At 69.4% G+C, this 24,499-nt stretch carries 22 protein-coding genes; 8 read left to right on the top strand and 14 right to left on the bottom strand.

All coding sequences use genetic code 11. The features are described 5' to 3' along the window. Positions 1 to 17 precede the first annotated feature (17 nt). The gene (locus ASF60_RS15345) at positions 18 to 974 is read right to left on the bottom strand and encodes an ABC transporter substrate-binding protein (RefSeq protein ID WP_056186542.1); all 957 of its coding nucleotides are present in this window, start codon (positions 972 to 974) and stop codon (positions 18 to 20) included. After that, positions 974 to 2,077, bottom strand: a complete 1,104-nt coding sequence (locus tag ASF60_RS15340; protein WP_056186539.1) for an LLM class flavin-dependent oxidoreductase — start codon at positions 2,075 to 2,077, stop codon at positions 974 to 976. Before ASF60_RS15340 ends, ASF60_RS15345 begins: the two co-directional genes overlap by 1 nt. 330 nt (positions 2,078 to 2,407) lie before the next feature. Here ASF60_RS15340 and ASF60_RS15335 point away from each other — a divergent pair, with 330 nt between their 5' ends. Together ASF60_RS15335 and ASF60_RS15325 are read left to right on the top strand one after the other, a co-directional pair. After that, positions 2,408 to 3,793, top strand: coding sequence for an FAD/NAD(P)-binding protein (locus ASF60_RS15335; protein WP_056186535.1), 1,386 nt, complete (start codon positions 2,408 to 2,410; stop codon positions 3,791 to 3,793). Between the two features lie 306 nt (positions 3,794 to 4,099). Next, entirely contained in the window at positions 4,100 to 4,369 is a 270-nt protein-coding gene (locus ASF60_RS15325) for a hypothetical protein (RefSeq protein ID WP_056186531.1), read from the top strand. Positions 4,370 to 4,522: 153 nt separating this feature from the next. On the opposite strand, the gene ASF60_RS15320 is transcribed toward ASF60_RS15325, so the two are convergent. The 4 genes from ASF60_RS15320 to ASF60_RS15305 form a co-directional block, all read right to left on the bottom strand. Continuing rightward, the gene (locus tag ASF60_RS15320; RefSeq protein WP_056186657.1) at positions 4,523 to 5,371 is read right to left on the bottom strand and encodes an outer membrane protein; all 849 of its coding nucleotides are present in this window, start codon (positions 5,369 to 5,371) and stop codon (positions 4,523 to 4,525) included. A gap of 335 nt (positions 5,372 to 5,706) precedes the next feature. Beyond that, positions 5,707 to 5,991, bottom strand: coding sequence for a hypothetical protein (locus tag ASF60_RS15315; RefSeq protein ID WP_056186527.1), 285 nt, complete (start codon positions 5,989 to 5,991; stop codon positions 5,707 to 5,709). A 96-nt stretch (positions 5,992 to 6,087) separates the two neighbouring features. Next, positions 6,088 to 6,321, bottom strand: coding sequence for a DUF2171 domain-containing protein (locus ASF60_RS15310; RefSeq protein WP_056186524.1), 234 nt, complete (start codon positions 6,319 to 6,321; stop codon positions 6,088 to 6,090). Between the two features lie 71 nt (positions 6,322 to 6,392). Beyond that, on the bottom strand, positions 6,393 to 6,629 hold the full coding sequence (locus ASF60_RS15305; protein ID WP_056186522.1) for a hypothetical protein: 237 nt from the start codon (positions 6,627 to 6,629) through the stop codon (positions 6,393 to 6,395). Positions 6,630 to 7,559: 930 nt separating this feature from the next. Here ASF60_RS15305 and ASF60_RS25190 point away from each other — a divergent pair. After that, the gene (locus ASF60_RS25190; protein ID WP_200935796.1) at positions 7,560 to 7,736 is read left to right on the top strand and encodes a hypothetical protein; all 177 of its coding nucleotides are present in this window, start codon (positions 7,560 to 7,562) and stop codon (positions 7,734 to 7,736) included. A 36-nt stretch (positions 7,737 to 7,772) separates the two neighbouring features. Here the strand turns inward: ASF60_RS25190 and ASF60_RS15300 are convergent, their stop codons facing one another. The 8 genes from ASF60_RS15300 to ASF60_RS15265 all read right to left on the bottom strand — a co-directional run bounded on the left by ASF60_RS15300 (position 7,773) and on the right by ASF60_RS15265 (position 16,443). Further along, positions 7,773 to 9,371, bottom strand: coding sequence for a c-type cytochrome (locus tag ASF60_RS15300; protein WP_082507973.1), 1,599 nt, complete (start codon positions 9,369 to 9,371; stop codon positions 7,773 to 7,775). Positions 9,372 to 9,405: 34 nt separating this feature from the next. Continuing rightward, positions 9,406 to 9,762 (bottom strand): hypothetical protein, encoded by a 357-nt coding sequence (locus tag ASF60_RS15295; RefSeq protein WP_200940982.1) that lies wholly within the window; start codon positions 9,760 to 9,762, stop codon positions 9,406 to 9,408. Position 9,763: 1 nt separating this feature from the next. After that, entirely contained in the window at positions 9,764 to 10,252 is a 489-nt protein-coding gene (locus ASF60_RS15290) for a TspO/MBR family protein (protein WP_056186519.1), read from the bottom strand. Next, complete coding sequence (locus ASF60_RS15285; RefSeq protein WP_056186516.1) at positions 10,249 to 11,445, bottom strand: geranylgeranyl diphosphate reductase; 1,197 nt, start codon at positions 11,443 to 11,445, stop codon at positions 10,249 to 10,251. The genes ASF60_RS15290 and ASF60_RS15285 overlap by 4 nt, the downstream gene beginning before the upstream one ends. A 22-nt stretch (positions 11,446 to 11,467) precedes the next feature. After that, positions 11,468 to 12,811: a BCD family MFS transporter gene (locus tag ASF60_RS15280; RefSeq protein WP_056186514.1), complete on the bottom strand. Its 1,344-nt coding sequence runs from the start codon at positions 12,809 to 12,811 to the stop codon at positions 11,468 to 11,470. After that, a complete protein-coding gene (gene chlG / locus ASF60_RS15275; protein ID WP_056186512.1) occupies positions 12,811 to 13,695 on the bottom strand; it encodes a chlorophyll synthase ChlG in 885 nt (294 codons plus the stop codon). The genes ASF60_RS15280 and chlG overlap by 1 nt, the downstream gene beginning before the upstream one ends. A 149-nt stretch (positions 13,696 to 13,844) precedes the next feature. After that, on the bottom strand, positions 13,845 to 15,296 hold the full coding sequence (gene ppsR / locus ASF60_RS15270) for a transcriptional regulator PpsR (RefSeq protein ID WP_056186509.1): 1,452 nt from the start codon (positions 15,294 to 15,296) through the stop codon (positions 13,845 to 13,847). A 76-nt stretch (positions 15,297 to 15,372) separates the two neighbouring features. After that, positions 15,373 to 16,443, bottom strand: coding sequence for a cobalamin B12-binding domain-containing protein (locus tag ASF60_RS15265; protein ID WP_244478443.1), 1,071 nt, complete (start codon positions 16,441 to 16,443; stop codon positions 15,373 to 15,375). Between the two features lie 123 nt (positions 16,444 to 16,566). On the opposite strand from ASF60_RS15265, the gene bchF reads away from it, so the two are divergent. The 5 genes from bchF to bchL are packed head-to-tail and all read left to right on the top strand — an operon-like array spanning position 16,567 to position 24,489. Beyond that, positions 16,567 to 17,067: a 2-vinyl bacteriochlorophyllide hydratase gene (gene bchF, locus ASF60_RS15260; RefSeq protein WP_443136767.1), complete on the top strand. Its 501-nt coding sequence runs from the start codon at positions 16,567 to 16,569 to the stop codon at positions 17,065 to 17,067. Continuing rightward, entirely contained in the window at positions 17,064 to 18,359 is a 1,296-nt protein-coding gene (locus tag ASF60_RS15255) for a ferredoxin:protochlorophyllide reductase (ATP-dependent) subunit N (RefSeq protein ID WP_056186503.1), read from the top strand. Before bchF ends, ASF60_RS15255 begins: the two co-directional genes overlap by 4 nt. Positions 18,360 to 18,363: 4 nt before the next feature. Next, positions 18,364 to 19,914: a ferredoxin:protochlorophyllide reductase (ATP-dependent) subunit B gene (bchB, locus tag ASF60_RS15250; RefSeq protein WP_056186501.1), complete on the top strand. Its 1,551-nt coding sequence runs from the start codon at positions 18,364 to 18,366 to the stop codon at positions 19,912 to 19,914. Next, positions 19,889 to 23,599 (top strand): magnesium chelatase subunit H, encoded by a 3,711-nt coding sequence (locus ASF60_RS15245; protein ID WP_056186499.1) that lies wholly within the window; start codon positions 19,889 to 19,891, stop codon positions 23,597 to 23,599. Before bchB ends, ASF60_RS15245 begins: the two co-directional genes overlap by 26 nt. Beyond that, a complete protein-coding gene (gene bchL, locus ASF60_RS15240) occupies positions 23,596 to 24,489 on the top strand; it encodes a ferredoxin:protochlorophyllide reductase (ATP-dependent) iron-sulfur ATP-binding protein (protein WP_056186496.1) in 894 nt (297 codons plus the stop codon). The genes ASF60_RS15245 and bchL overlap by 4 nt, the downstream gene beginning before the upstream one ends. The last annotated feature ends 10 nt before the right edge of the window (positions 24,490 to 24,499 follow it).

Below are 24,499 nucleotides of genomic sequence, written 5' to 3'. Positions count from 1 at the left end.
TCCTCCTGCGGTGCGGCTCATCGTACCGCGACGGCGGCGGGCGCGAAGCTGCGGTCGAGGATCGCGTCGGCCTTGGGTGCGCGCGCCTGTGGGATCAGCCCGGAACGGACGTACAGATCGATGTTGCGCTGCTCGTCGGCGATGACGGCCTCGTCGATCGGCACGGCACGGTACTGCGCCCGCGCGAACCAGCGCAGGGGCACCGCCTCCGGAAGGCCGATGAGCTTCGACCAGAGTGCGGCATAGGGGGCGGGGTCCTTCAGAGCCCAGTCGCGGGCCGCGACCAGACGTCGACCGAAATCGGCGAGCAGCGCACGCTTGCGCGTCAGGGCCGCATCGCTCGCGACCGCGAAGCTGAGGCCCGGCGTGATGCCGTTGCCGTCGCGCACCACGCGGGCGAGGCCGGCGAGTTCGGCCGTGGAGGTGTAGGGCTCCCAGGTCGCCCAGGCCTCGACGCTGCCGCTGGCCAGCGCGATCTTGGCATCCGCCGGCGGCAGGAAGCGCAGGGTGACCGCGCCGGCCGGAAGACCCGCTTCCTCCAGGGCCGCCAGCACGACCTGATGGCCGATGGAGCCGCGATTGGTGGCGATGCTCTTGCCCCGCAGGTCGGCGACCGTCTTCACCGGCGAGTCCTTCGCCACCAGGATCGCGAGCCCGTCCTGACGGTTGCGGAAAGCCAGGAAAGCCTTCACCGGCACTCCGGCGGCGGCCGCGAAGGTGAAGGGCGCGTCGCCCACGCCCCCGGCATCGATCGCCCCGGCATTGAGGGCTTCCAGCAGGGGCGCGGCGGCGGGAAACTCGCTCCAGTCGAGGCGATAGGGCAGGTCGGCCAACACGCCGGCCGCTTCCATCAGCGCGCGGGCGTTGCCGCGCTGATCGCCGACACGCAGCACCGCCTCGTCGGCGCGGGCCAGGGCCGTGAAGGCCGGGAGCGCGAGGGCCAGGAGCGCGAGGGCTGTCAGGACGATCCGCATCACGCCGCCTCCGCTCGGGCGCCGCGTCGGGCGAGAAGCCGGCGGAAGGCCGGGATCAGGTCGCGACCGTAGGCGATGGCGTCCTCCAGCGGGTCGAAGCCCCGGATCAGAAAGGTCCGTACGCCGAGGTCGTGATAGGCCAGCAGCGCTTCGGCAACCTGCTCCGGCGTGCCGACGAGGGCGGTGGAATTGCCGGATGCGCCGGTCTCGCGGGCGATGGCGGTGTAGAGCCGGGCGTCGAGGCGGGTGCCCTGCGCCGCCGCGGCGAGCAGGCGGCGCGAGCCCTCGTTCTGCGGCGAGGCGGCCGGACCCAGGCCCTGCGCGGCGCGGGTCGCGCGGGTCCGGGCCAGGATGTCTTCGGCCCGGGCCCAGGCCGCGTCTTCCGTCGCCGCCAGGATCGGCCGGAAGGACAGGCTGAAACGCGGGTCGCGCCCGTGCGGAGCCGCCGCCGCCCGGACCTTGCCGATGGCCTCGCGGACCTGATCCAGGCTTTCGCCCCAGAGGGCGTAGGTGTCGGCATGGCGGCCCGCCACCGCGATGGCGGCCGGCGAGGCGCCGCCGAAATAGACCGGGATGCCGCCCTGGCGCACCGGTTTCACCTCGGAGAAACCGCGCGCGATCCGGTAATGCGCGCCAGCGAAGTCGAAGGGTTTCGCGGCCGTCCAGACCTGACGGACGATGGTCAGGAATTCGTCGGTGCGGGCGTAGCGCTCGTCCTTGGTCAGGTGATCGCCGTCCTGCGCCAGTTCGCGGTCGTCGCCGCCGCTGATGGCGTGAATGGCGACGCGTCCGCCGGTGAGCTGGTCGAGGGTGGCGAACTGGCGCGCCGCCACGGTGGGGGCGGTGAAGCCGGTGCGGTGGGCGATCATCAGGCCGATCCGGTCGGTCACCGCCGCGATCTGGGCCGAGAGCAGGAGGGCGTCGGGCGCCGTCGCATAGAAGGCCACCAGAATGCGGTCGAATCCGCCCCATTCATGGGCCTGCGCCAGCAGGTTGAGGTAATCGCGATCGATGGCGGGGCCGGCAGCCGCATGGGTTTCCGCCTGGTCGCGCGGGGCGGCGAACCCGATGAACTCGACGGCATCCGGACTGAGGAAGCTCATGGGGTCTCCTGGGCTTGGGGCGAGTGTCGACGGCGCAAGATTTCAAACGTGCTGGGTTCGGCCCGCTCCGACGGGTCGCAGCGATCCCCCCAATGGTCCTTTCGCAGCATCGTGAAGTCAACGAGAACGTTCGTTTTTCAGAACGATGCCTCACAGAAGATCTTTCCAATCCGCATGGCTCAGCGAGAATTTCGATTGCAAGACCAGGATATCCGGATGGAACCCGAGAAAATCCTTGACCAACCGGGCATTGGATCGACGAACACCCAAACGCCTTGTTCTTTAAAAAGGACGATCCTATGACAGCGCGACGCGTCGGGAGTGGAGCCCATGACCTCACAAACACGGCCGTTGCCCGTTGCGGTGATCGGCGGCGGGTTCAGTGGCCTGATGGCGGCGGAGCGCCTGCTGAACGCGCTCCCACCCGACCGCCCGGTGCTGCTTTACGAGCGCAGCCGCCCCTTCGGCCTCGGGCTCGCCTACACCACCGCGAACCCGGATCATCTGCTGAACCTGCGGGCGACACAGATGAGCGCCGACCCCGACCGTCAGGACGACTTTGCGGAGTGGCTGGCCCGCACTCAGTTCGATGTCACTGAGCGCAGGGGCATCCGCGTCACCGAAGCAGGGACCTTCGCGTCGCGGGGCGTGTATGGCCGTTATCTCGCCGCCCGCTGGGAGCGCGTGGTCGCCGGGGCGGGCGACCGGCTTCAGGCGATCCATGCGGGGATCGTCGATGTCGAACGAGCCCCCGAGGGCTTCGTGCTGCACGACGGGGATGGAACGACCCGGCGGGTGGCCGGCCTCGTTCTCGCCATGGGCAACCTGCCGGGGCCGGTCGTCGCAGCGAGCCGGTACCGGCGCGATCCCTGGCGGCCGGACACGTTCGGGTCGCTCGACCCGGACCGCGATGTGCTGGTGATCGGCGCCGGCCTGACGATGATGGATTCCGTCGCGACCCTCCGGCATGCGGGCTTTGCGGGACGCATCGTCGCCGTGTCGCGCCGGGGATTGCTACCGAAGCCCCACGCGCCGGTCGCGGCCGGGCACCGCCCGAGCCTGACGCCCGAGATCCGGGCCTCGGCGCGCAAGCTCTTCGGCGCGGTTCGGCACGCGGTCGCGTCGGCCGAGGCGGCGGGGGCGGATTGGCGCGGGGTGATCGACGCCCTTCGCCCGGTGACCGACGAACTCTGGACCGGCTTGCCCCCGACCGAGCAGGCCCGGGTGCTGCGCCACATCCGGCCCTACTGGGACGTGCACCGCCACCGCACGGCGCCACCGGCCGCCGAGGCCATCGCCGCCGAGATCCGGCGCGGGCAGCTGGTCGTGCGGGCCGCGCGCATCGTCGCCCTCTCCGATACGCCGGAGCATGCGGTGGTGACCATCCGCCCGCGCGGAACCCGGGATCGCGAGACCATCGCGGCCCAGGCGATCCTCGACGCCACCGGCTTCAGCCGCCTCGCCGAGACCGAGGATCCGCTCATCCGCGCGCTGCTGAGACGTGGCCTGATCCGGCCCGGTCCCTTCGGCCTCGGCATCGCGGCGACGCCCGGCGGCGCGGTGACCGGACCGGAGGAGGGCCGAGCGACCGATGCGCCGCTCTGGGCCTTCGGCCCGATGCTGCGCGGCGTGCTCTGGGAATGCATTGCCGTACCGGATATCCGCGACGCGGCCGGCGACCTCGCCGACCGCGTGGCGCGACGGATCTCCGGCTGATGCGATCCACCGGCGCTCAGGCTCGCGCGTCACCGCCCGGCAGCACGTTCTCTCGAAGAGGCTTCGGCCGTCCGTTTGCGCCTACCGCCGGCCGGAACTTCAGAAGCACTTTGTCTGGGCGATACGGTAGATTTCTGCCGTCGGCGGTCCCAATCAGCCGCCGGATGGAGAGGAGTCCCGTGCCGATGCCTGTGCCGATGTCCACGTCCATCTCGAACCCCATCTCCGTCCGCCCATCCTGCTGCCGCTGCCGCTGGCCGATCGAGGGAGCATGCGCAACGGACACGAGGATCGGGGACCATCGTCATGGAACTTCACACCAGACCGACTGAGAGCGCCGGACCGGCCGGTGGCGCCGCCCTGTTCGGGCCACGCAGCCTTCGGCGCAGCTACGGCAGGGCCGCGGCCGAGGCGGCCATCGAGAATGGCCTGCTGCCGCACGAACTCTCCGCCCTGCTTGCCGGGCGCCGCGTGGTCGAGGCGTTCCCGGTGGCGGGCCGCGAGAGCCTTGCCGATTACGCCGACCGCGCCGTCGCCGAGATGATGGTGGCCTATGTGAGCCAACCCCTGGCCTGAGCCCGCCCATACCGGCAGGCGGGCGGGCCAGGTGCCGAGCGAACTCAAACGTAGAAACGCCCCGAGGATCGCTCCTCGGGGCGCGCTTCGACGAAAGCGGCCAGATGATCGGGACTGGGGAGCGCTTCGGCCGAACCGAGTGCTCTCGCGGTCTTAGTAGGCGCCGAACTTGTAGTTCAGGCCGGCGCGGACGACGGCGAACTCGGTCCCGCTGTTGCGGTTGGTGAAACCGGGCTGGCGGTAGAGCACGTTGTTGGTGTCGACGGCGTAGACGCCCGGGCTCTTGTTGCCCTGGTCGAGGTTCACGTACAGGCCTTCGACCTTGAGCGTGACGGCCGACGAGCGGAAGAAGTTCAGGAACGAGTCGGTGGGGAGCGCGTACTCGATACCGCCGCCAGCGGCCCAGCCGGTGCGGAAGCTGTCGTTGCCGCGGTAGCCGCCGAACGAACGCTCGTTGCTGCCGGCGCCGTAGGCGAAGCCGCCGGTGCCGTACACCAGGGTGCGGTCGAAGGCATAGCCGACGCGACCGCGGACGGTGCCGAAGTAGTCGAGACCGGCCGTGCCGCGCGGATCGACGAAGGTGACGCCGGGCGCGGGGGCGAAGCCGGGGGTCAGGATCGCGGCGGTGCGGCTGCGGCCGAAATCGACATACTGGGCGTCAGCCTCGACACCGACGACCAAGCCCGAACCCGGGGTGAACTGGTAGTTGTAGCCGATCTGACCGCCGCCCGTGAAACCCTCGTTGGAGTTGTTCGAGTAGGCGATCTGCGACGGGCTGCTCGGTCCGACATCGAGGTTCGGGAACACGTTGTTGAAGACGTTGCTCTGGTTCTTGGCCGTATCGAAACCGTAACCCGCGTTGAAGCCGGCATAGAAGCCGGTCCAGGTGAACACCGGCACCGGCACGAAAACCGGGGGAGCCGCGCGGCGGGGAAGATCGGCGGCCGAAGCTGCAGCCGTCAGGCCGGCGAGCACGGTGGAAGCGACGAGGATTTTCTTGATCATTGGTTTTCAGGCCCGGCTCGAAGACCGCATTCACGATGCGTGTAAAACTTGTCTATCCAGAGTCCAGGCGAGTCCCTAGTGCATCGATGCAACACTAGAGCCTCGTTTGAGATTCCGATCGATTGTGTGAGGCACGGTCATATTCAGTGGATACGCCGATAAATTTCATGGAATGTTTATAAAAAGCAATCAGATCGGCTGCATAGCCCGAATCTTAGACGAAATATATTTTCTTCGACTCAGAGATATTATTTCAGTATTGATAGATAAGCCGGATGATTTGGACATAAACGGAAGAAACCATCTTCATTCAGGTCTTATCCGATTAATATTCAGACGGCTTCGTCACGAAGACCTTCGGCGAGTTGCAGCGCTTCGAGCACAGCCTTGCCGATCCGGTCCGCTTCGTCTTCTCCAGCCGGGTTGGCGAGAACCACTGCCACATGCCTCGGAACCGACAGACCTTCGGCGCCGACCGTGACCTGCAACTCGTCGCCATGCGGTGCCTCGATGCGGCGCAATCCGACGCGAAGTCCCGCCGCCTCGCCGAACACCCGCTCCAGGCCCGCAAGCGCGGCCCGGCCGGTTCCGAAATCGCCGTTGATCACGTCAGCCATGAGGAAAAACCCTTGAGTTCCGCGGACGGGCCGCGGCGGACGGACGGCCCGGCATGGGCCGCCCGCGACGTCCTAGCGCTGCCGCTCAATGCAGCGCTAGGACGTCGACCATTCCCGCTTGACCTCCTCCGCCGGCCGATCGAGCCGCACGGTGCCGCCCTCGACGGAGTGCACGAAGTCCACGGGGATGAAGTGATGCAGGCCCCCGGCCTCCGGGTCCGTCTTGGTCAGCTTGATCTCGCCCTTGTCGACGTGATCGACCGTGCCGACATGGGCGCCATCGGAGCCCACCACGTTCGCGTGTTCCTGGATCTGCGCGACATCGACCATCGGTTTCACTCCCTGTTGCAATCTCAACGGGAGCGATGAGGCGGTGTTCCGAGAAGCGGACCGATCCAGCTTCAGTGGCTGGTCGAGGGCTCCCGGGGCCGTTCCCGGCGGGCCGCCCGGGCCATGTTGATGAGTTCGCGCGCCGTCAATCCGCGCGCCGGGAGATCGGTCTCCTCGGGCCGGGGGGTCATGAGGGGTCGACCCTGCGCAAGGCCGCTGGACCGGAGGTTCGAATCATGGCTGCGCCAGAGCCGGCGAAGGCGCTTCGCGCGCCCGTCCTTCGGTCCGCCCTGCGTTTCCACCGCCATGCATCGTCTCTCCGCGTCTGTTGCCGGCCGATAGCAAAGCTTGGCCGTGGGCGATATTCTTGAAGTGGGCGCGCCCCGCTCTAGGGGAGGCGGGTCGGCCGGCCCCGCGCCCTGGATCGGCGACGTTCACGCTTCCTTAACCCTGTTCGTTCACACAGGGGGCAAGCCGGTGGCGGTCTCGGACCACCTGACCGGCAACGGCCATGCTGCCGGAATCCTGTGACGCCGGATGTACGCGCACGGGAATCCGATCGGCATGGCCGTTGGAATTGGCCGTTGGCATTGGCCGGCCCATCTGCCGCCGGCGCGCGGCGCGTCTGAACCGTCTTCCGCTCATCGGCGTTGAACCGTCTGTCTCCCGGGCGTCCGCGCACAGGCGCAACGCCTCCACCCGACGGATACGGACGATCGACCATGGCCCTCTTCTTCGCCCTGTTCCTCATCGGAACCCCGATGGCTCTCGCCGCCTTCGAACTGTCCCGCCTTCGGGCGACGCGTTCCCTCTGAGCGGCGACGCCGGCCGGCTGACATGGACGTTCGTTGCACGTGCGGGTCAGCGGCCCTTGTGCGGCCTCAGCTTGCGCGGATCCGCACCGGCGTCGCGGCAGGACGGATCGCCCTCGGCGTTGAGGTCGATGGCGCGCTGAAGCGCCATCTTGGCCTCGGACAGCTTGTCCTCCGAAGGTTTTTCGTCCGCTCGACTTCGCGGAAGGCGGGCGTGTTCACCGCGCTCCCGCCGACCGGAGGGCGCAGGCAGGTCGTCCGTACGGGGTGCGCATCGCGAACGATGATGTCGTGTATTCGAAAACCGGATCTCTGAGCTTCAGAGCTCGAACAACAACATTTCCTTGTATCCGCTCTCGTCATCGTCAAGCTGGAACTGGATATCCTCTGGTCGATTGATCTCGACACATCCCACCAGGGGGGCACATGCAGGACCAAACGCTGATCTTCGGCCTGGCACTGGCGACATTCGCCGTTGCCATCGCGGCCCTGCTCGTGATGCGGGTTCGAGTCGCGGCCAAGAAGAAGTCGCCGGAGCGCTCCGCCTTCGTCGAGACCCATGGCGGGCCGCCCCGGCCGAACCGGCCGGGTACCGAACACTGAGAGGCCGGAGATCGCGGGTGCGCCCGCGCCGGAGTCTCAGGGCTTTGCGGCGCGCAGCTCCGGGTTTTTCAGCTGGCTGTAGGTGACGCTGGAAAAGCTGCCGATCACCGCGTGCCAGCCGGCCTTGTCGTAGCGCGGATCCTGGCGGGCAGCCTTGCAGAAGGCGGTCGTCAGCCCGTTGACGATGTCGTCGCCCTTCGCTTCCGGCGCGGCCGCCCGAATCTTCGGCAGCAGCGCGTCAATCACCGGAATGAAGTTCTCCGGCTCCAGGCCGGCAAGGCTTTGGGCTGCGCCGGATTCGGCGATGGCCTCGGCCACCTCCGGCTGAGCGATCTCGGCACAGGGCGCGCTCCCGGCCAGCATGGTCTCGGTGGCCTTGCGCGACGCGGCGACGATGCCGCGCTCGCCGATCACCGGGGCGGCGTTGCCCCAGGCATTGCGGACATAGTCGGTGACGTCGGCGACCTCCTGGTCGGTCATGCCGACGCCGATGGCCGGCATCGGCGCGTAGCCGTTCTGCGCCGCGAGGCCGCCGAGGATCACGCGGATGACCGTCTCCGGCCCCTGCGCCTGCACCGAGGTGTTGCCGGCGAGCGCCGGGATCGCGCCCTCGACGCCCCGGCCGTCCGGTTTGTGGCAGGACGAGCAGTAGCTGAGATAGGTCGCGGCGCCGGGGGCGTCGGCCTGATTGAAGGCCTGGATGTCCTTGACCTTGTAGCTCTCCTTGGCCTTCTGCGTGCGCAGGTAGGCCACCATCGCCTTCAGATCGGCATCGGTCAGCTTGGACAGCGATTCCTCGATGGTCTGGCGCATCGGCCCGGCCGCGACGCCGGGCCGGTTGCCGGGCGCGGCCCCGGTCTTGAGGTAGGTCACCACCTGTTCGTCGCTCCAGGCGCCGATGCCGGTGTGGTCGTCCGGCGTGATGTTGGGCGCGTACCATCCATCGATGACGCCGCCGCCGAGCTTGCCGGCCAGCCCGCTGTTGCCCACGATCTTGTTGGCGTTGTGACACATGCCGCAATGGCCGAGCCCCTCGACGAGGTAGCCGCCGCGATTGACCTCGGGGCTCGCCTGCGGATCGGGCTGGAACTCGCCCGCCGTGAAGAAGGCGGTGCGCCAGGTGATCAGCGCCGTGCGGATGTTGAACGGGAACGGGATCTCGGAGGGCTTGCGCGGCTCGTGCACCGCCGGCAGCGACTTCAGATAAGCGAAAATCGCGTCGGAATCGGCGCGCGTGACCTTGGTGTACCAAGCGAACGGGAAGGCCGGATAGAGATAGGAGCCGTCCTTGGTGATGCCCTCGTGGAAGGCGCGGTAGAAATCGTCGGCGCTCCATCGCCCGAGACCGGTCTCCGGGTCGGGGGTGAGGTTGGGCGTCCGGATCTTGCCGATCGGCGTGTTGAGCACGTAGTTGCCGGCGAACGGCTTGCCGTCCGGCGCCGTGTGGCAGGCGACGCAATCCCCGGCGGTGGCGAGGTATTCGCCGCGCTTGATCAGGTCGGCATCGGCGGCGGCCGGGACGGCGCTCTGGGCCGCGGCGGCATGAGCACCGAGGGCCAGGGCAACAGCCGCGAGGCCCGGGCGATTCAGCACCCGCCAGGGCCTGAGCGGGAGAGCGGGGCGGCGATATCTCATGGCGTCTCTCCGGATCGGGCTGTGCGGGGATCGGTCAGGGGCTTGGATCGGGGGCGGCCCTGGGTTCGGGTTCGCGTCGACGGACGGGTCGGCGGACCGGTCGGGCAGCGAAGCGTGGCGGTCTCGCGAACAGTCCGAGGCGCAGGGCCATCTCGGCACCGTGCGCCAGCCCGGACACGGCGAGGCCTCCGGCAATGGCAGGCCACGCCGCGCCGGTCAGCGCGGCGCGTAGGGCCAGCATCAGAGCCGCACCCGACCCGAGATTGAACAGGAGCGCGACCGGCCAGGTGCCACGCACCCGTCGGCTCCACAGGATCAGGCCCAGGGCCTCGATCGCGACCAGGAGCAGGATGACATCGAGGAGGTGCCCGCTGGCCAGAAGCGCCTCCATGTCAGGCGCGCCGGAACGGGCCGTTGAGGCGGACGATCGCCCGGTTGAGGCAGGCGGCGATGCCGACCCAGACGAGATAGGGCAGCAACAGGGACGCAGCCAAGCCCGAGACCCGGACGGTGACCAGGATCAGCACCGCGATCGAGAGCCACAGGAACAGCACCTCGACGAAGGCCCAGTCCGGACGGCGCAGACGAAAGAACAGGCCGCTCCAGGCGATGTTGAGCACGGCGTTGACGACGTACGCCGCCACCAATGCGCTCCGGGCCGCGACGCTCGCGTCGGCGTTCCAGGCGAGCACGGCCGAGATCGCCGTCAGGGTGAAGATCGTGGTCCAGACCGGACCGAAGGCCCAGTCCGGCGGCTTCCAGGCCGGGCGCCGAAGCGCCTGGTACCAGGGTCCGGTGGTGGTCAGGAGCCCGCCCGCCAGGGCCACCAGGATGGCCGAAACGGCGGCGATGCCGGCCGGTCCCCACAGCGCGGCGATCATGGCGAGACCCAGCGGAACAGGTGCGCCAGATCCTTGAAGAAGATGCGCGCATGGGCGGCGGGCTTGGCCCGCACCAGCTCCTTGTTCATGTAGGAATCCCAGGTGAGCTGCTGCACGTCCCGGTCGCGGCAGATGGAGACGAAGCGCTCGCGCAGGCCGTCGTTGCGGTACCAGACGCCCTGCATGATCCGCAGGATGAGGAAGACCCGGCCGTGCAGGCGCATGAACCGGCGGCGCGCGCCGGCAAGCGCCCTGGCCTGCCCGGTGGCGAGGAAGGCTTGTGCCGCCTCGGCCGCGAGGCGCCCGCCGAGCATCGCATAGTAGATTCCCTCGCCGGAGGCCGGCGCCACGATGCCGGCGGCGTCCCCGGTGAGCAGGACGTCGCGGCCGTTGTCCCACCGGCGCAGAGGCTTGAGGGGAAGCGGCGCGCCCTCGCGCCGGACGGTCTCGCCGCCCTCGAGGCCGGTGGAGGCCCGCAGCGCCCGGATGGCGCCCCGGAGGGAGAACCCCTTGCGGGCGCTGCCGGTGCCGATGCTCACGGTGTCGCCGTGCGGGAAGACCCAGGCGTAGAAGTCGGGCGAGAGCTTGCCCTGGTAATAGACGTCGCAACGGGTGGCCTCGACATCGTGGGTTCCGGTCTCGGGGAGCCGGACGATCTCGTGATAGGCGAAGACCTGGCGCATGGCGGCGTGGCCCGGGATCTCGGCCCGGCCGACCGGGGAACTCGCTCCGTCGGCGCCGATGACGAGGCGCGTCCGCGCTGCGCGGGGATAGCCGTCCTGGAGATAGTGAACGGTGGTGCCGTCGCCGTCGCGCTCGATGTGGCGGAAGGTGGCCGGGCGCAGCACCGCCCCGGCGGCGGCGGCGCGCGCGCGCAGCCACGGATCGAAATCGGCCCGGTCGACCATGCCGACGAAGCCGTCCCCGATCGGCATGTCGACCCGCTTGTCCTCGGGCGAGACCATGCGGGCGGAGCGGATGCGGGCGACGAGGAGATGATCGGGAATGGCGAAGTCGCGGATCAGGCGAGGCGGGATCGCGCCGCCGCAGGGCTTGATCCGGCCCGGCTTGTCGAGGAGCAGAACGCGCCTGCCTTCACTGGCGAGGTCGGTGGCGGCCGTGGCGCCGGCGGGGCCGCCGCCCACCACCACCACGTCGTAGGTCTCCCCATCGGTATCCCGAAGCGCGGCCATGGTCCGGTCTCGCAGCATGGTCCTACCTCGCAGAAAGCGTTGCCTCGAAGGATGTCGCGGATCGCCGGGCGCGCGGGACCTGCGTCGCCGGAGCGTGGGAGATCCGCAGGGCGAGCCCTGCGGCGAACACGAACAGGACAGCCTCGGCGGCGAACACGCCCGCATAGGCATCGACCACCCGCGGGGTGACGAGGCGCGCGAGATCCACCGCCACCGTGCCCAGAAATCCACCGGCCCCGAAGGCGACGCCCTGAGCCGCGCCCCAGACACCCATGCGGGTCCCGCGCTCGGCCTCGCCACCGGCACCGGCCAGGGCCATCATCGAGCCGATGGCGGCCACCGCGAAGATGCCGTTGAACACCCCGAGGGCGAAGACCGGCACCCGCAGCGGAAAGTCGGCGCCGATCAGGCCGCCCCCCGCGATGGCGAGAAGGGCGAGGGCCGAGCCGGCGCAGCCGAGCGTGGTCCACAGCTTGAGCGATCCGAGCACCGGCCCGCCGATCCCCATGGTGACGCCCGCCACCGTAAGCATGCCGGCCAGCACGCCGCCATGCTGCAGGCCGGCAAGCTTGGTGGTGACGCCGGGCGTCATCGCGAAGACGAGGCCGGCAAAGGGTTCGAGGATGAGTTCCTGGGCGCTGTAGGCCAGCATCGCCATGAAGATGAAGATCGTGAAGCGGCGCGATTCGGGTTCGGCCCAGACCCGCGCCAGCACGTCGCGGAACGGGCGCTTCTCGGTCGAGCCGGCGCTGTCGGCGATCCGGGCCGCCGGCTCGACGCCCCGGATCGCCAGCCACGCGACTCCGAAGGCGATCAGCGAGACCGTGCCGGAGACGGCGACCAGCCGGGCGCCCGAGAACGGATCGAGGAAGTGCCCGGCCAGCGGTGCGGTGATGGCGAAGCCCGCGATCATCATCACCCACACGACGGTGGCGGCCGCGCCCCGGCGCCTCGCCTCGACACCGGTGGCGAGAAGCACCAGGAGCGAGGTGCCGGCGGCCCCTGCGCCCATGCCCACGGTGAGAAACGACAGCACCGCAAGGGCGAGGCCGGCGGTCTGATGCGTCTCGGCCAGCGCGGTGGCGACGGCGGCGCCGAAGCCCCCGAGGGCCAGGGCCGCCATGCCGCCGACGATCCAGGGCGTGCGCCGCCCGGTGCGGTCGGAGCCGTAGCCCCAGCGCGGGCGCAGCACCTGCACGGCGTAGTGCAGGGCGACCAACGCCCCCGGCACGATGGCCGGCAGGGCGAGTTCCACGACCATGACGCGGTTGATGGTCGAGGTCATCAGCACCACGACGGAGCCGAGCGCGGTCTGGACCAGGCCGAGTCGGGCGATGGCGAGCCAGCCGAAGGACGCGGATGCCATCAGAAACCTCCCTGGACCAGGGGCCGCAGGGCGAAGGCCGCCACCAGCATGCCGAGGACGTAGAGCGTGGTCCCCGTGCCGTTGTACCAAGCGGCTCGCTCCCGTGGTGCGGCGAGGAGCCGGCGCATCAGCACGAACTGTCCGATCAGCAGGGCGCCGATGACGGCGGCGTGCCAGGGCCGGTTCCAAGCGAACAACCCGAGAATGACGGCGACTTGCGGCACCGCCATGACCAGGCAGGCGAGGCGGGCGGCGCCGAGGGTGCCGAGTTGCACGGGCAGCGAGCGGATGCCGGTGCGGCCGTCGCCCTCCACCGACTTGAAGTCGTTGAGGGTCATGATGCCGTGGGCACCGACCGAGTAGAGCAGGGCGATCAGCAGCACCCGGCGGTCCGGCACCGACGCGGCCATCACGGCGGCGCCGGTGAACCAGGGCAGGCCCTCGTAGCACAGGGCGACCGCCGAGTTGCCCCACCAGCCATTGCGCTTCAGGCGCAGGGGCGGGGCGCTGTAGATCCAGGCCAGGACGAGGCCGACCAGGGCGGCACCGAGAATCCAGGGACCGAGCGCTGCCGCGACCAGGAGCGACAGGACGGTCCATCCGGCCGCAACGTAGAGGCCCCAGCGCCCGGGCATCCGCCCGGAGGGAATCGGCCGGTTGGGTTCGTTGATGGCGTCGACGTGCCGGTCGTACCAGTCGTTGACCGCCTGTGAGGTGGCGCAGACCAGGGGTCCGGCCAGGATCACGCCGGCGGCGATCACCGGCCATTGCCCGGAGGGCGAGGCGCCCGAGGAAACCACGCCGCAGGTGAAGGCCCACATCGGCGCGAACCAAGTGATCGGCTTCAGAAGCTCGATGAGGGCGCTGGGTGCTGGCGTTGCCATGGAGACGACGCTAGATATTTACACCCACGAGTGTCAAGTTTGATTTACAACAATGTCGCGACGTCGACCATGCCGGTCGCGGACGGAGCGACGGCGATCAGACGCGGCGCGACGGGTTGGCCCCAGAGGCGCGCAGTCGCCCCCGCCCATCAGGCGTCGTCGGCGACGTCCCGGCCATCGAGATCGCCGATGCCGTAGCGATGCATCTTGGCGTAGAGGCCCTGCCGGCTCAGCCCGAGCATCTCGGCGGCCGAAGCGCGATTGTCGCGGGTGATGCGCAAGGCAGCCTCGATGCATAGGCGCTCGATCAGATCGGTCGATTCGCGCACCAGGTTCTTCATGGAGACGCGGCCGACCAGCTCCGTCATCTGCTCGACGGAGCGCGGCAGTTCACGCCCGCCGGAGACCGGCGCGGCCCGGCGCGGCGTAGCCCGCAGGGTGAAGCCGAGGCAGGGATGGCTTCCGCCGGTGACGGAAACGGCCGCGACCTCGACATCCTCGACGCCGCCATAGGCGCCCCGGATATGGGTCGGGAAGTGCCGGACCAAGCCGTGCTGGGCCAGCGTGGCGAACAGGGCCGAGGCCTCCGATTCTTCGCGGCCCAGCCAGGTCTCCAGGGGTTGGCCCCGCACCTGCTCCTCGGTGGCGAGCTGCACCAGATCGAGGAAGGCCGGATTGGCGGAGAGCACGCGCCGGGCCGGATCGGTCACGACGAACCCCTCGGGCAGGTTGCGCAGGACATCCAGCGCGCCGATGCCCGCGCGCGCCGCGCTCGCCTCCAGCGCCACCGTGTCGGGCGCGGCGAGCCGGAGCAGCACGCTGGTGGCGTTCTCCTGCCGGAACAGCGAGGCGGCGACGCGGACCGAGCCGCGACCCTGGCTGAGCGCCGCATCGAGGTCGGCGGCCTGACCGGTCACCCGCAGCCCGGCGAACAGCGATTCGAGGTCCCGCAGGCTGGCGCCGTCGAACAGGTCGACCGCATCCTGCCCGACGATGCGCTTCTCCGCCCGGCCGATCAGCCGCGAGGCGGCGGGATTGATGTCGGTGACGCGCCGGGTCGCCGCATCCACCACCAGCACCGGCTCCGACCCGAGTTGGAACAGCAGGCGGTAGCGGGTCTCGGCCCCGCGCATGCGCAGGTAGTCGCGCTCCAGGGCCTGCTGCGTCTCGGCCAGGGTCCGTTGCAGCGAAGCCATGGCCCGCAGGTTGCGCCCGAGGACAAGGATCTGCCCGTCCTTGGCGAGTCGCATGGCGGCGTAACGCACGGGCAGGTCGGTGCCGGTCGGCGAAATATGGTTGACTTGGCGCCAGCGCGTGACCGCACCGGGAGCCGCATCCTTCAGAAGGGCGGCGATCTTCGGGCGACTCTCGACCGTGACCGTCTCGACCCAGGGCCGGCCGAGCCAGGCCTCGCACCCCTCATCCGCGAGATCGGCGCTGCCGAAGGTCGCTTCCCGGACGACCCCCTCAGCGTCGATCACCAGGGAGAGATCCGTCGCGGCAGCCACCAGCAGCCCGGCCGCCTGAGCGTCGAGAGGACCAAGGGATTTTTGAAGCGCCGCGAGCGCATGGCTCGCGGCAGGAAGCGCCAGGCTGGTCACGGATCACCACGTCGGGATGTGGTCGGATGGGTCGGATCGAGATCTTGTGATCGATGCGATCGATCGGATACGTCTTTCAGCAGGGTATGGGCGACAGATCAAGCAAGCATTCCGCCACGGACACGGCGTGTCGCGCGTCGCCGGCGCTCGCGTCGGCGCCGACGCACCGGAAGCTCTCGGGATCGGTCGCGAAGGCGGGGCCGCCGACCATCACCCGGACGGCCGCGTTGCGGGAGTGACGGCGCAGGGCTGCGACGGTCTCGGTCATCCGGGGGAACAGCGTCTCGCAGGCGAGCGAGAGACCGACGATGTCGAACCAGCCCTCGCGAATCCGCCGCAGGCTGACGTCGTCCGGCTCGGCGGCGGTGCAAGTGACGGACCACCCGGCCTCCCGGAAAAATCGTTCGACGACCGTGAGGCCGAACCTGTGGGAATCTCCGGGGCAGGGCAGCAGGAGGATCCTGCGATGACTCCGGACGACCGTCGGCTCGCCGCCGAAGCGGCTGGTCATCTCGCGCATGATTCGCTGCAGGCGACCCATGGCGCGCGTCACCTCCACGAAGTCGCAGAGATCGTCTTCCCACAGCGTGCCGAGGTGGCGCGCCGTCGGCGCCAGAAGGTCGAGGAGCAGGCTTTCGGGACCGAGACCGGTCGCCAGCAGCTCGGTCAGGCGGGACTCGAGGTCGTCGCCGGCCGGGGCCAGCATCAGCGCCGTGAACGCCGCAATCTGCACGGCATCCGGCAAAATATTGCTGGTTTGCGGCGGTGGCTCGATCTGATGCGCCAGCATCAGGCGCGGAATGATCTCCGTCTCGACCACGCGCGCCAAGTCCCGCTGCAGGCGCATCGCCTGACCGAAGACCGCTAGCTGCGCGCCGATTCCGGCATCGTACAGGTCGCTGACATCACGACCGGTCGGTTCGTAGCGCAAACAATCGCCGAACTGCCTCACATCATCCATTGGTCCCTCCCAATGTCGCTGACGGGGTAAAATTCGGTTCGATCTTGCGCGTCGAATTCCGGAATTTCGAAAGATCCGCCTCGATACTCCGGCGTCGGGAGGGCTGGTGTCCCAGCACTTGCAATCAAGCGACACGATACCCACTCGAACTGCTTTTTCAATATCCGGTTTATAACTATTCTGCATTCATTTTGTAATAGCGATTTGACGTCAAGCCAGCTTGACACTCGGGGATGCCCTTCCTAACCTCCCTTCAACGAGCCCCGGCGACCCGGTCGCAAGGTGCTCAGAAAGGGGGCGATCAGCATGATCCGGAAAGCGGACAGGCCCAGGCGACCCCTCTACGACGCCGATGAGCGCGCCCGGCGCGATGCCACGCCCTGGACCTTGGTTCAGGGCATTCTCGCTCCCCTCCAATTCCTGGTGTTCGCGATCAGCCTCGGGCTCGTTCTCAAGACCCTGTCGACCGGGGAGGGCGCCTTCGCCGCCAACCTCTCCGTCGTGGTGAAGACCCTCGTCCTCTACGCCATCATGATCACCGGCTCGATCTGGGAGAAGGCGGTCTTCGGGCGCTACCTGTTCGCCCCCGCCTTCTACTGGGAGGACATGGTCAGCATGCTGGTGCTGGCCCTGCACACCGCCTACCTGGCGGCCCTCGCCACCGGCGCCCTCGACACCGCGGGCCTGATGGTTCTGGCGCTGGCGGCCTACGCCTCCTACGCCGTCAACGCCGCGCAGTTCGTGCTCAAGCTCCGAGCCGCCCGGCTCCAGGCCACGCCCAGCCGCCTCGTCGCGGGGGCCGCCCGATGAACGCCCACGCGCCGCTCCAGACCCGTCCCATCGGGCCGGCCCCGCAGACCGGCTGCGACATCCGCCAGGAGCGGGGCCAGCGCGCCGTGTTCTGCGGCTTGACCGGCATCGTCTGGCTGCACCGCAAGATCCAGGATGCCTTCTTCCTGGTGGTCGGCTCGCGCACCTGCGCCCACCTGATCCAGTCGGCCGCCGGCGTGATGATCTTCGCCGAGCCGCGCTTCGCCACCGCGATCCTCGACGAGCGCGACCTTGCCGGCCTCGTCGATGCCAACGAGGAACTCGACCGGGTCGTCGGGCGCCTGATCGAGCGCCGCCCCGACATCCGGCTGCTGTTCCTCGTGGGCTCGTGCCCTTCGGAGGTGATCAAGCTCGATCTCTCGCGGGCGGCCCAGCGCCTCACCCGCAGCTTCCATCCCGGCGTGCGCGTGCTGAGCTACTCGGGCAGCGGCATCGAGACGACCTTTACGCAGGGCGAAGATGCCTGTCTCGCCGCCCTGGTGCCCGAGATGCCGCGGGCAGACGAGACCGCCGCGCCCTCGCTCCTCGTGGTCGGCGCCCTGGCCGACGTGGTCGAGGACCAGTTCGCCCGCCTCTTCGCCGATCTCGGCATCGCCGACGTGGCCTTCCTGCCGGCGCGCCGGGCCGGCGATCTGCCGGTGCTCGGCGCGAACACCCGCTACCTCCTCGCCCAGCCCTTCCTGGCCGAGACCGCCCGGGCCCTGGAAGCGCGCGGCGCCCTGCGGATCGCCGCCCCGTTCCCCCTGGGGTCGGAGGGCACCACCAGCTGGCTCGCCGCCGCCGCCGAGGCCTTCGGCATCGATCGCGAGACCGTCGCGCGCGTCACCGCGCCGGGACGAGCGCGGGCCGCCATCGCCCTCGACCTCTACCGCGAACGGCTTTCGGCCAAGCGGATGTTCTTCTTCCCCGACTCGCAGCTCGAACTGCCGCTCGCCCGCTTCCTGTCGCGCGAGATGGGCGCCGAGCTGATCGAGGTCGGCACACCCTACCTGCACCGCCAGCACCACGCGCCCGAACTGGCCCTGCTGCCGGCCGGCACGCAGGTGGTGGAGGGCCAGAACCTCGATGCGCAGATGGATCGCTGCCGGGCCGCAAAGCCCGACCTGACAATCTGCGGCCTCGGTCTCGCCAATCCGCTGGAGGCGGAGGGCCTGGCGACCAAGTGGTCGATCGAACTGCTGTTCACGCCGATCCAGGGCTACGACCAAGCCGGCGACCTCGCCGAATTGTTCGCGCGGCCACTCAAGCGCCGCGCGCGGCTGGAGGTCTGAGGCGATGCAGCTCACGCTCTGGACCTACGAGGGACCGCCCCATATCGGCGCCATGCGCGTCGCCACCGCGATGCGGGGCCTGCACTACGTGCTGCACGCCCCCCAGGGCGACACCTACGCCGACCTGCTCTTCACCATGATCGAGCGGCGCGACGCGCGCCCGCCGGTGACCTACACCACTTTCCAGGCCCGCGATCTCGGCGCCGACACGGCCGCGATCTTCCAGGATGCCGTGGCGGAGGCCTATGCGCGCTTCCAGCCGGAGGCGATGATCGTCGGCGCCTCGTGCACCGCCGAGCTGATCCAGGACGATCCGGGTGGCCTTGCTCGCGCCCTCGACCTGCCGATCCCGGTCATTCCCCTCGAGCTCCCGGCCTACCAGAAGAAGGAGAACTGGGGCGCTTCGGAAACCCTCTATCGCCTCGTCCGGGCCCTGGCCGGTGGTACGCCGAGCCCGCGCGACGGGCGCCGCCCGCTCTGCAACATCCTCGGCCCCACGGCGCTCGGCTTCCGCCATCGCGACGACCTCGTGGAAATCACGAAGATCGTCGCCGCCCTCGGCATCGACGTGAACCTGGTGGCGCCGCTCGGCGCGACGCCCGCCGATCTCGGGCGCCTCGGGGCGGCCGACTTCAACATCGTGCTCTATCCCGAGATCGCCCGCGCCGCCGGAGCACACCTGCAGAAGATCTTCGGCCAGCCGATGATCGAGACCGTGCCGATCGGTGTCCAGGCCACAATCCGCTTCGTCGAGGAAGTCGCGGCCGCGGCACGTGTCGATCCGGCGCCGGTGCTCGGCGGCGCGCCCTCGCGACTGCCCTGGTACTCGCGTTCGGTCGACTCGACCTACCTCACCGACAAGCGGGTCTTCATCTTCGGCGATGCCACCCACGCACTCGCCGCCGCCCGCATCGCCGCCACCGAACTCGGCTTCAAGGTGGTGGGTCTCGGCACCTACACCCGCGAATTCGCCCGCGAGGTCCGCGCCGAGGCGGCGCTTCACGGCATCGAAGCCACCATCACCGACGATTACCTCGACGTCGAGGCCGCGATCCAGGCCGCCGGGCCGGAACTCGTGCTCGGCACCCAGATGGAGCGCCACATCGCCAAGCGCCTGGGGCTGCCCTGCGCGGTGATCTCGGCGCCGATCCACGTCCAAGATTTTCCCGCACGCCACTCGCCCCAGATGGGGTTCGAGGGCGCCAACGTCCTGTTCGACACCTGGGTCCACCCGCTGATGATGGGCCTGGAGGAACACCTGCTCGGCATGTTCCGCGAGGATTCCGAATTCCACGGCGCCGCCGCGCCCTCGCACCTGCCGAGGCACGGCGTCGATGTGGTGCCACCCGAAGCCGAGGCGCCCTCGGCGACCATGGCACCGACCGATCCGATCCTCCTGACCTGGGCGAGCGATGCCGAGAAGGAACTGAAGAAGATCCCGTTCTTCGTGCGGGGCAAGGCCCGCGCGAACACCGAGCGCTTCGCACGGGACCGTGCCCTGCCGCTCATCACCGTCGAGACCTTATACGATGCCAAAGCGCATTTCGGACGCTGAGCGCCCGGCGCTCCGGGTCGTCCTCGTGACGATGGACAATCATGTGGCGAGCGCGCTGGAGCGCGCCCGTCAGCGACTCGCCCGCGACCTGCCGGGCCTAACGCTCGATTTCCATGCGGCCGCCGCCTGGGACACCGACCCCACCGCCCTGGAGGCCTGCAAGGCCGACATCGCCCGCGCCGACATCATCCTCTCGACCATGCTGTTCATGGACGAACACGTCCGGGCGATCCTGCCGTCGCTGCTGGCGCGGCGGCCGCATTGCGACGCGATGATCGGCTGCCTGTCGGCCAGCGAAGTGGTGAAGACGACCCGTCTCAACCGCTTCGACATGGACGGCACCAAGCGCGGCGCCCTCGATTTTCTGAAGAAACTGCGCGGCAAGCCCGGCGCCCAGGGCAACGGCGCCCGCCAGATGGCGATGATCCGGAAACTGCCCAAGATCCTGCGCTTCATTCCGGGCTCGGCCCAGGACGTGCGGGCTTACTTCCTCACCCTGCAATACTGGCTCTCGGGGTCCGACGAGAACATCGCCAACCTCGTGCGCTTCCTGGTCGGTCGCTACGCCGCCGGCCCGCGAGAGGGCTGGCGCCGGATCGCGGCCGCACCCGCGCCGCTCAGCTACCCCGAGACCGGCCTTTATCATCCGCGCATGGCCGGCCGGATCGGCGAGGATGTGGCGAGGGTGCCCAGGCCCGCAGGCCCCCTGAAGGGTCGCGTCGGCCTCCTCGTCATGCGCTCCTACGTGCTGGCCGGGAACACCGCCCATTACGACGGCGTCATCGCCGCCTTGGAGGCGCGCGGCCTCGCCGTCGTGCCGGCCTTCGCCAGCGGCCTCGACAACCGCCCCGCCGTCGACGCCTTCTTCCGGCATGGCGGGCGCCCGACCATCGACGCGCTGGTCTCGCTCACCGGCTTCTCCCTCGTCGGTGGCCCGGCCTACAACGACGCCGCCGGGGCGCAGGCGCTGCTCGCCGACCTCGACGTACCCTATCTGGCGGCCCACGCCCTCGAGTTCCAGACTCTGGAACAATGGGAGGCCTCCGATCGGGGCCTGTCGCCGGTGGAGGCCACCATGATGGTGGCGATCCCGGAACTCGACGGCGCCACCGCCCCGATGGTGTTCGGCGGCCGCTCCAGCCGCTCGCTCGGCGCCAGCGCCCGCGACATGGTCGTGCACCCCGAACGCGCCGACATGCTCGCCGCCCGCATCGAGCGCCTCGTCGTCCTGCGGCGCAAGGCGCGGGCCGAGCGACGGGTCGCCGTGGTGCTGTTCGGCTTTCCGCCCAACGCCGGCAGCATCGGCACCGCCGCCTTCCTGTCGGTCTATCATTCCCTCCACAACACCCTCGCGGCGATGAAGGACGAGGGCTACGCGGTCGCGTTGCCGTCGAGCGTCGACGCCCTGCGCGCGGCTCTGCTCGACGGCAATGCGAGCCGGTTCGGCACCCCCGCCAACGTCCACCACCGCATCCCGGCCGACGATCACGTCCGGCGCGAGCGACACCTGGCCGAGATCGAGGCGCAGTGGGGGCCCGCCCCGGGGCGCCAGAACAGCAACGGTTCGCAGATTTTCGTACTCGGTGCCCAGTTCGGCAACGTCTTCGTCGGCGTTCAACCGGGCTTCGGCTACGAGGGCGACCCGATGCGGCTGCTGTTCGAGCGCGGCTTCGCTCCGACCCACGCCTTCTCGGCCTTCTACCGCTACCTGCGCGAGGATTTCCGCGCCGACGCCGTGCTGCATTTCGGCACTCACGGGGCTCTGGAATTCATGCCCGGCAAGCAGACCGGCCTCTCCGGTGCCTGCTGGCCCGAGCGGCTGATCGGCGCGCTTCCCCACGTCTATCTCTATGCCGCCAACAACCCGTCCGAGGGCCTGCTGGCCAAGCGCCGCTCCGCCGCGACCCTCGTAAGCTACCTGACGCCGAGCCTCGCCCAGGCCGGACTCTATCGCGGGCTCATCGACCTGAAAGCCTCGATCGAGCGCTGGCGCTCCCTGGAGCCGGAAGCCGTTGGCGAGCGCCGCGATCTCGCCGAGCTGATCCAGGCGCAAGGGTCCGCCCTCGACCTCACCGCCGCCGAACCGGCCTGGACGGATGACCTCGCGGGCCACGTCCACCGCCTCGGCGCAGCGCTGCACGAGCTGGAGCACACCCTGATCCCGCACGGGCTCCACGTTGTGGGGCAGGGGACTCCGCCGGAGGAGCGGGCCGACATCCTGCTCGCGCTCGCCGAGGCCAGCCACGGTCTCGTGTCCGCACGGGCCGGCCTCGAGGCCCTGGTGGCGGGGGAGACCATCGACATCGCGCTGGGACAGGGTGGCCTCGCCCTCACCGAACCGAACCGCGCCGCCTTCGCGGCCCTGCGCGAGACCGATGGCCTGTTGTCACAGGATCACGAGATCCAGGGCCTGCTTCGGGCGTTGGACGGCCGGTTCATCGCGCCCGTCGCCGGCGGCGACCTCCTGCGCAACCCGGACATTCTGCCCACCGGCCGCAACCTGCACGGCTTCGACCCCTACCGTCTGCCCTCCGCCTTCGCGCTGGCCGATGGCGCCCGGCAGGCGGCGCGGCTTCTCGCCCGCTACCGCGACGAAGGGGCTGCGCTGCCCGAGAGCATCGCTCTCGTCCTGTGGGGCACCGACAACCTGAAGAGCGAGGGTGGACCCATCGCCCAGGCCCTGGCGCTGATCGGCGCGGCTCCGCGATTCGACGGCTATGGACGGCTCAGTGGCGCGACCCTGATCCCGCTCGAAACCCTGGGTCGCCCGCGCATCGACGTGGTGGTCACGCTCTCGGGCATCTTCCGCGATCTGCTGCCGCTGCAGACGAAGCTCCTGGCGGAGGCCTCGTATCTGGCCGCAACCGCCGACGAGCCGTCCGAACAGAACTTCGTGCGCAAGCACGCCCTGGCGCTTCAGGTCGAACACGGCATCGATCTCGAGACGGCGGCGCTCCGGGTGTTCTCCAACGCCGAAGGCACCTACGGCGCCAACGTCAACCAGCTGGTCGAATCCGGCCGCTGGGAGGATGCCGACGAGATCTCCGAGACCTTCGCGCGGCGCAAATCCTTCGCCTACGGCCGCACCGGCGTGCCGACGGCCCAGCGCGCCCTGATGGGAGCCGTGCTCGCCACGGTCGATCTCGCCTACCAGAACCTCGATTCCGTCGAAGTCGGCGTCACCTCGGTGGACCATTATTTCGACGGCCTCGGCGGTATGGGCCGGGCGGTCGCCAAGGCCCGCGGCGAGGCCGTGCCGATCTTCATCAGCGACCAGACCCGGGGCGAGGGCGTGGTGCGCTCGCTGACCGAACAGGTGTCCCTCGAGACCCGGACCCGGATGCTCAATCCGAAATGGACCGAGGGCATGCTCGGCCACGGCTACGAGGGCGTGCGCCAGATCGAGGCGCACCTCACCAACACCCTGGGCTGGTCGGCCACCACCAACGGCGTCGCCCCCTGGGTCTACCAGCGCATCACCGAAACCTACGTCCTCGACCCCGCCATGCGCGAACGCATGGCGGCCCTCAACCCGACCGCTTCGGCCAAGGTCGCACACCGGCTGATCGAGGCGCACCAGCGCGGCTTCTGGACCCCCGACGCGGCGACGCGCGACGCGCTCGACCGCGCCGAGGAGGAACTGGAAGACCGTGTCGAAGGCATCACCGCAGGGGTCGCCGCATGAACATCGCCATCCGCAATCCGGTCGCCGCCCGGCAGCCCGAGGGAAGCGTTCAGGTCGAACTCGACCCGAACCTGAAGATCGGCACCGCGAAGGTGTTCGCCGTCTACGGCAAGGGCGGCATCGGCAAGTCGACCACTTCGTCGAACCTGTCGGTGGCGTTCTCCAAGCTCGGCAAGCGCGTGCTGCAGATCGGGTGCGACCCGAAGCACGATTCGACCTTCACGCTGACCAAGCGCTTGGCCCCCACGGTGATCGATGCCCTGGAGGCCGTGCAGTTCCACTCCGAGGAGCTGCGCATCGAGGATTTCGTGGCGGAAGGCTATAATGGCGTCATGTGCGTCGAGGCCGGCGGCCCGCCGGCCGGCACCGGCTGCGGCGGCTACGTCGTCGGACAGACGGTGAAGCTCCTGAAGGAGCATCATCTGCTCGAAGACACCGACGTGGTGATCTTCGATGTCCTCGGCGACGTGGTCTGCGGCGGTTTCGCCTCGCCGCTCCAGCACGCCGACCGCGCCCTCATCGTCACCGCCAACGACTTCGACTCGATCTTCGCCATGAACCGCATCGTGGCGGCGATCCACGCCAAGGCGAAGAACTATCCGGTGCGCCTCGGCGGCGTCATCGCCAACCGTTCGGCCAAGACCGACGAGATCGACCGTTTCAACGCCGCCGTCGGCCTGGAGCGCATCGCCCACTTTCCCGACCTCGACGTGGTCCGGCGCTCGCGCCTCAAGAAGTCGACCCTGTTCGAGATGGAACCGACGCCGGAGCTGGTCGCCGTCACCACCGAATACATGCGGCTGGCGGCCCATCTCTGGGCCGGCGGCAAGCCGCTGAACGCGATTCCCATGAAGGACCGCGACCTGTTCGAATTCCTCGGCTTCGATTGAGCGGAGGCCG

The sequence above is a fragment of the Methylobacterium sp. Leaf113 genome (genome assembly GCF_001423325.1).
In the GTDB taxonomy this organism is placed as follows: domain Bacteria; phylum Pseudomonadota; class Alphaproteobacteria; order Rhizobiales; family Beijerinckiaceae; genus Methylobacterium.
This window is presented reverse-complemented; position numbering and strand designations above follow the sequence as displayed.

What these genes read in the sequence shown, in the direction of transcription:
- ASF60_RS15315 (WP_056186527.1), bottom strand. Translation starts at nt 5,991, where the DNA reads ATGGCTGACGTGATCAACGGCGATTTCGGAACCGGCCGGGCCGCGCTT.
- ASF60_RS15335 (WP_056186535.1), top strand. Translation starts at nt 2,408, where the DNA reads ATGACCTCACAAACACGGCCGTTGCCCGTTGCGGTGATCGGCGGCGGG.
- ASF60_RS25190 (WP_200935796.1), top strand. Translation starts at nt 7,560, where the DNA reads ATGCAGGACCAAACGCTGATCTTCGGCCTGGCACTGGCGACATTCGCC.
- ASF60_RS15310 (WP_056186524.1), bottom strand. Translation starts at nt 6,321, where the DNA reads ATGGTCGATGTCGCGCAGATCCAGGAACACGCGAACGTGGTGGGCTCC.
- ASF60_RS15300 (WP_082507973.1), bottom strand. Translation starts at nt 9,371, where the DNA reads ATGAGATATCGCCGCCCCGCTCTCCCGCTCAGGCCCTGGCGGGTGCTG.
- bchB (WP_056186501.1), top strand. Translation starts at nt 18,364, where the DNA reads ATGCAGCTCACGCTCTGGACCTACGAGGGACCGCCCCATATCGGCGCC.
- ASF60_RS15245 (WP_056186499.1), top strand. Translation starts at nt 19,889, where the DNA reads ATGCCAAAGCGCATTTCGGACGCTGAGCGCCCGGCGCTCCGGGTCGTC.
- chlG (WP_056186512.1), bottom strand. Translation starts at nt 13,695, where the DNA reads ATGGCAACGCCAGCACCCAGCGCCCTCATCGAGCTTCTGAAGCCGATC.
- ASF60_RS15280 (WP_056186514.1), bottom strand. Translation starts at nt 12,811, where the DNA reads ATGGCATCCGCGTCCTTCGGCTGGCTCGCCATCGCCCGACTCGGCCTG.
- ASF60_RS15290 (WP_056186519.1), bottom strand. Translation starts at nt 10,252, where the DNA reads ATGATCGCCGCGCTGTGGGGACCGGCCGGCATCGCCGCCGTTTCGGCC.
- ASF60_RS15325 (WP_056186531.1), top strand. Translation starts at nt 4,100, where the DNA reads ATGGAACTTCACACCAGACCGACTGAGAGCGCCGGACCGGCCGGTGGC.
- ASF60_RS15255 (WP_056186503.1), top strand. Translation starts at nt 17,064, where the DNA reads ATGAACGCCCACGCGCCGCTCCAGACCCGTCCCATCGGGCCGGCCCCG.
- bchL (WP_056186496.1), top strand. Translation starts at nt 23,596, where the DNA reads ATGAACATCGCCATCCGCAATCCGGTCGCCGCCCGGCAGCCCGAGGGA.
- ASF60_RS15305 (WP_056186522.1), bottom strand. Translation starts at nt 6,629, where the DNA reads ATGGCGGTGGAAACGCAGGGCGGACCGAAGGACGGGCGCGCGAAGCGC.
- ASF60_RS15345 (WP_056186542.1), bottom strand. Translation starts at nt 974, where the DNA reads ATGCGGATCGTCCTGACAGCCCTCGCGCTCCTGGCCCTCGCGCTCCCG.
- ASF60_RS15295 (WP_200940982.1), bottom strand. Translation starts at nt 9,762, where the DNA reads ATGGAGGCGCTTCTGGCCAGCGGGCACCTCCTCGATGTCATCCTGCTC.
- ASF60_RS15265 (WP_244478443.1), bottom strand. Translation starts at nt 16,443, where the DNA reads ATGCAGAATAGTTATAAACCGGATATTGAAAAAGCAGTTCGAGTGGGT.
- ASF60_RS15285 (WP_056186516.1), bottom strand. Translation starts at nt 11,445, where the DNA reads ATGGCCGCGCTTCGGGATACCGATGGGGAGACCTACGACGTGGTGGTG.
- ASF60_RS15340 (WP_056186539.1), bottom strand. Translation starts at nt 2,077, where the DNA reads ATGAGCTTCCTCAGTCCGGATGCCGTCGAGTTCATCGGGTTCGCCGCC.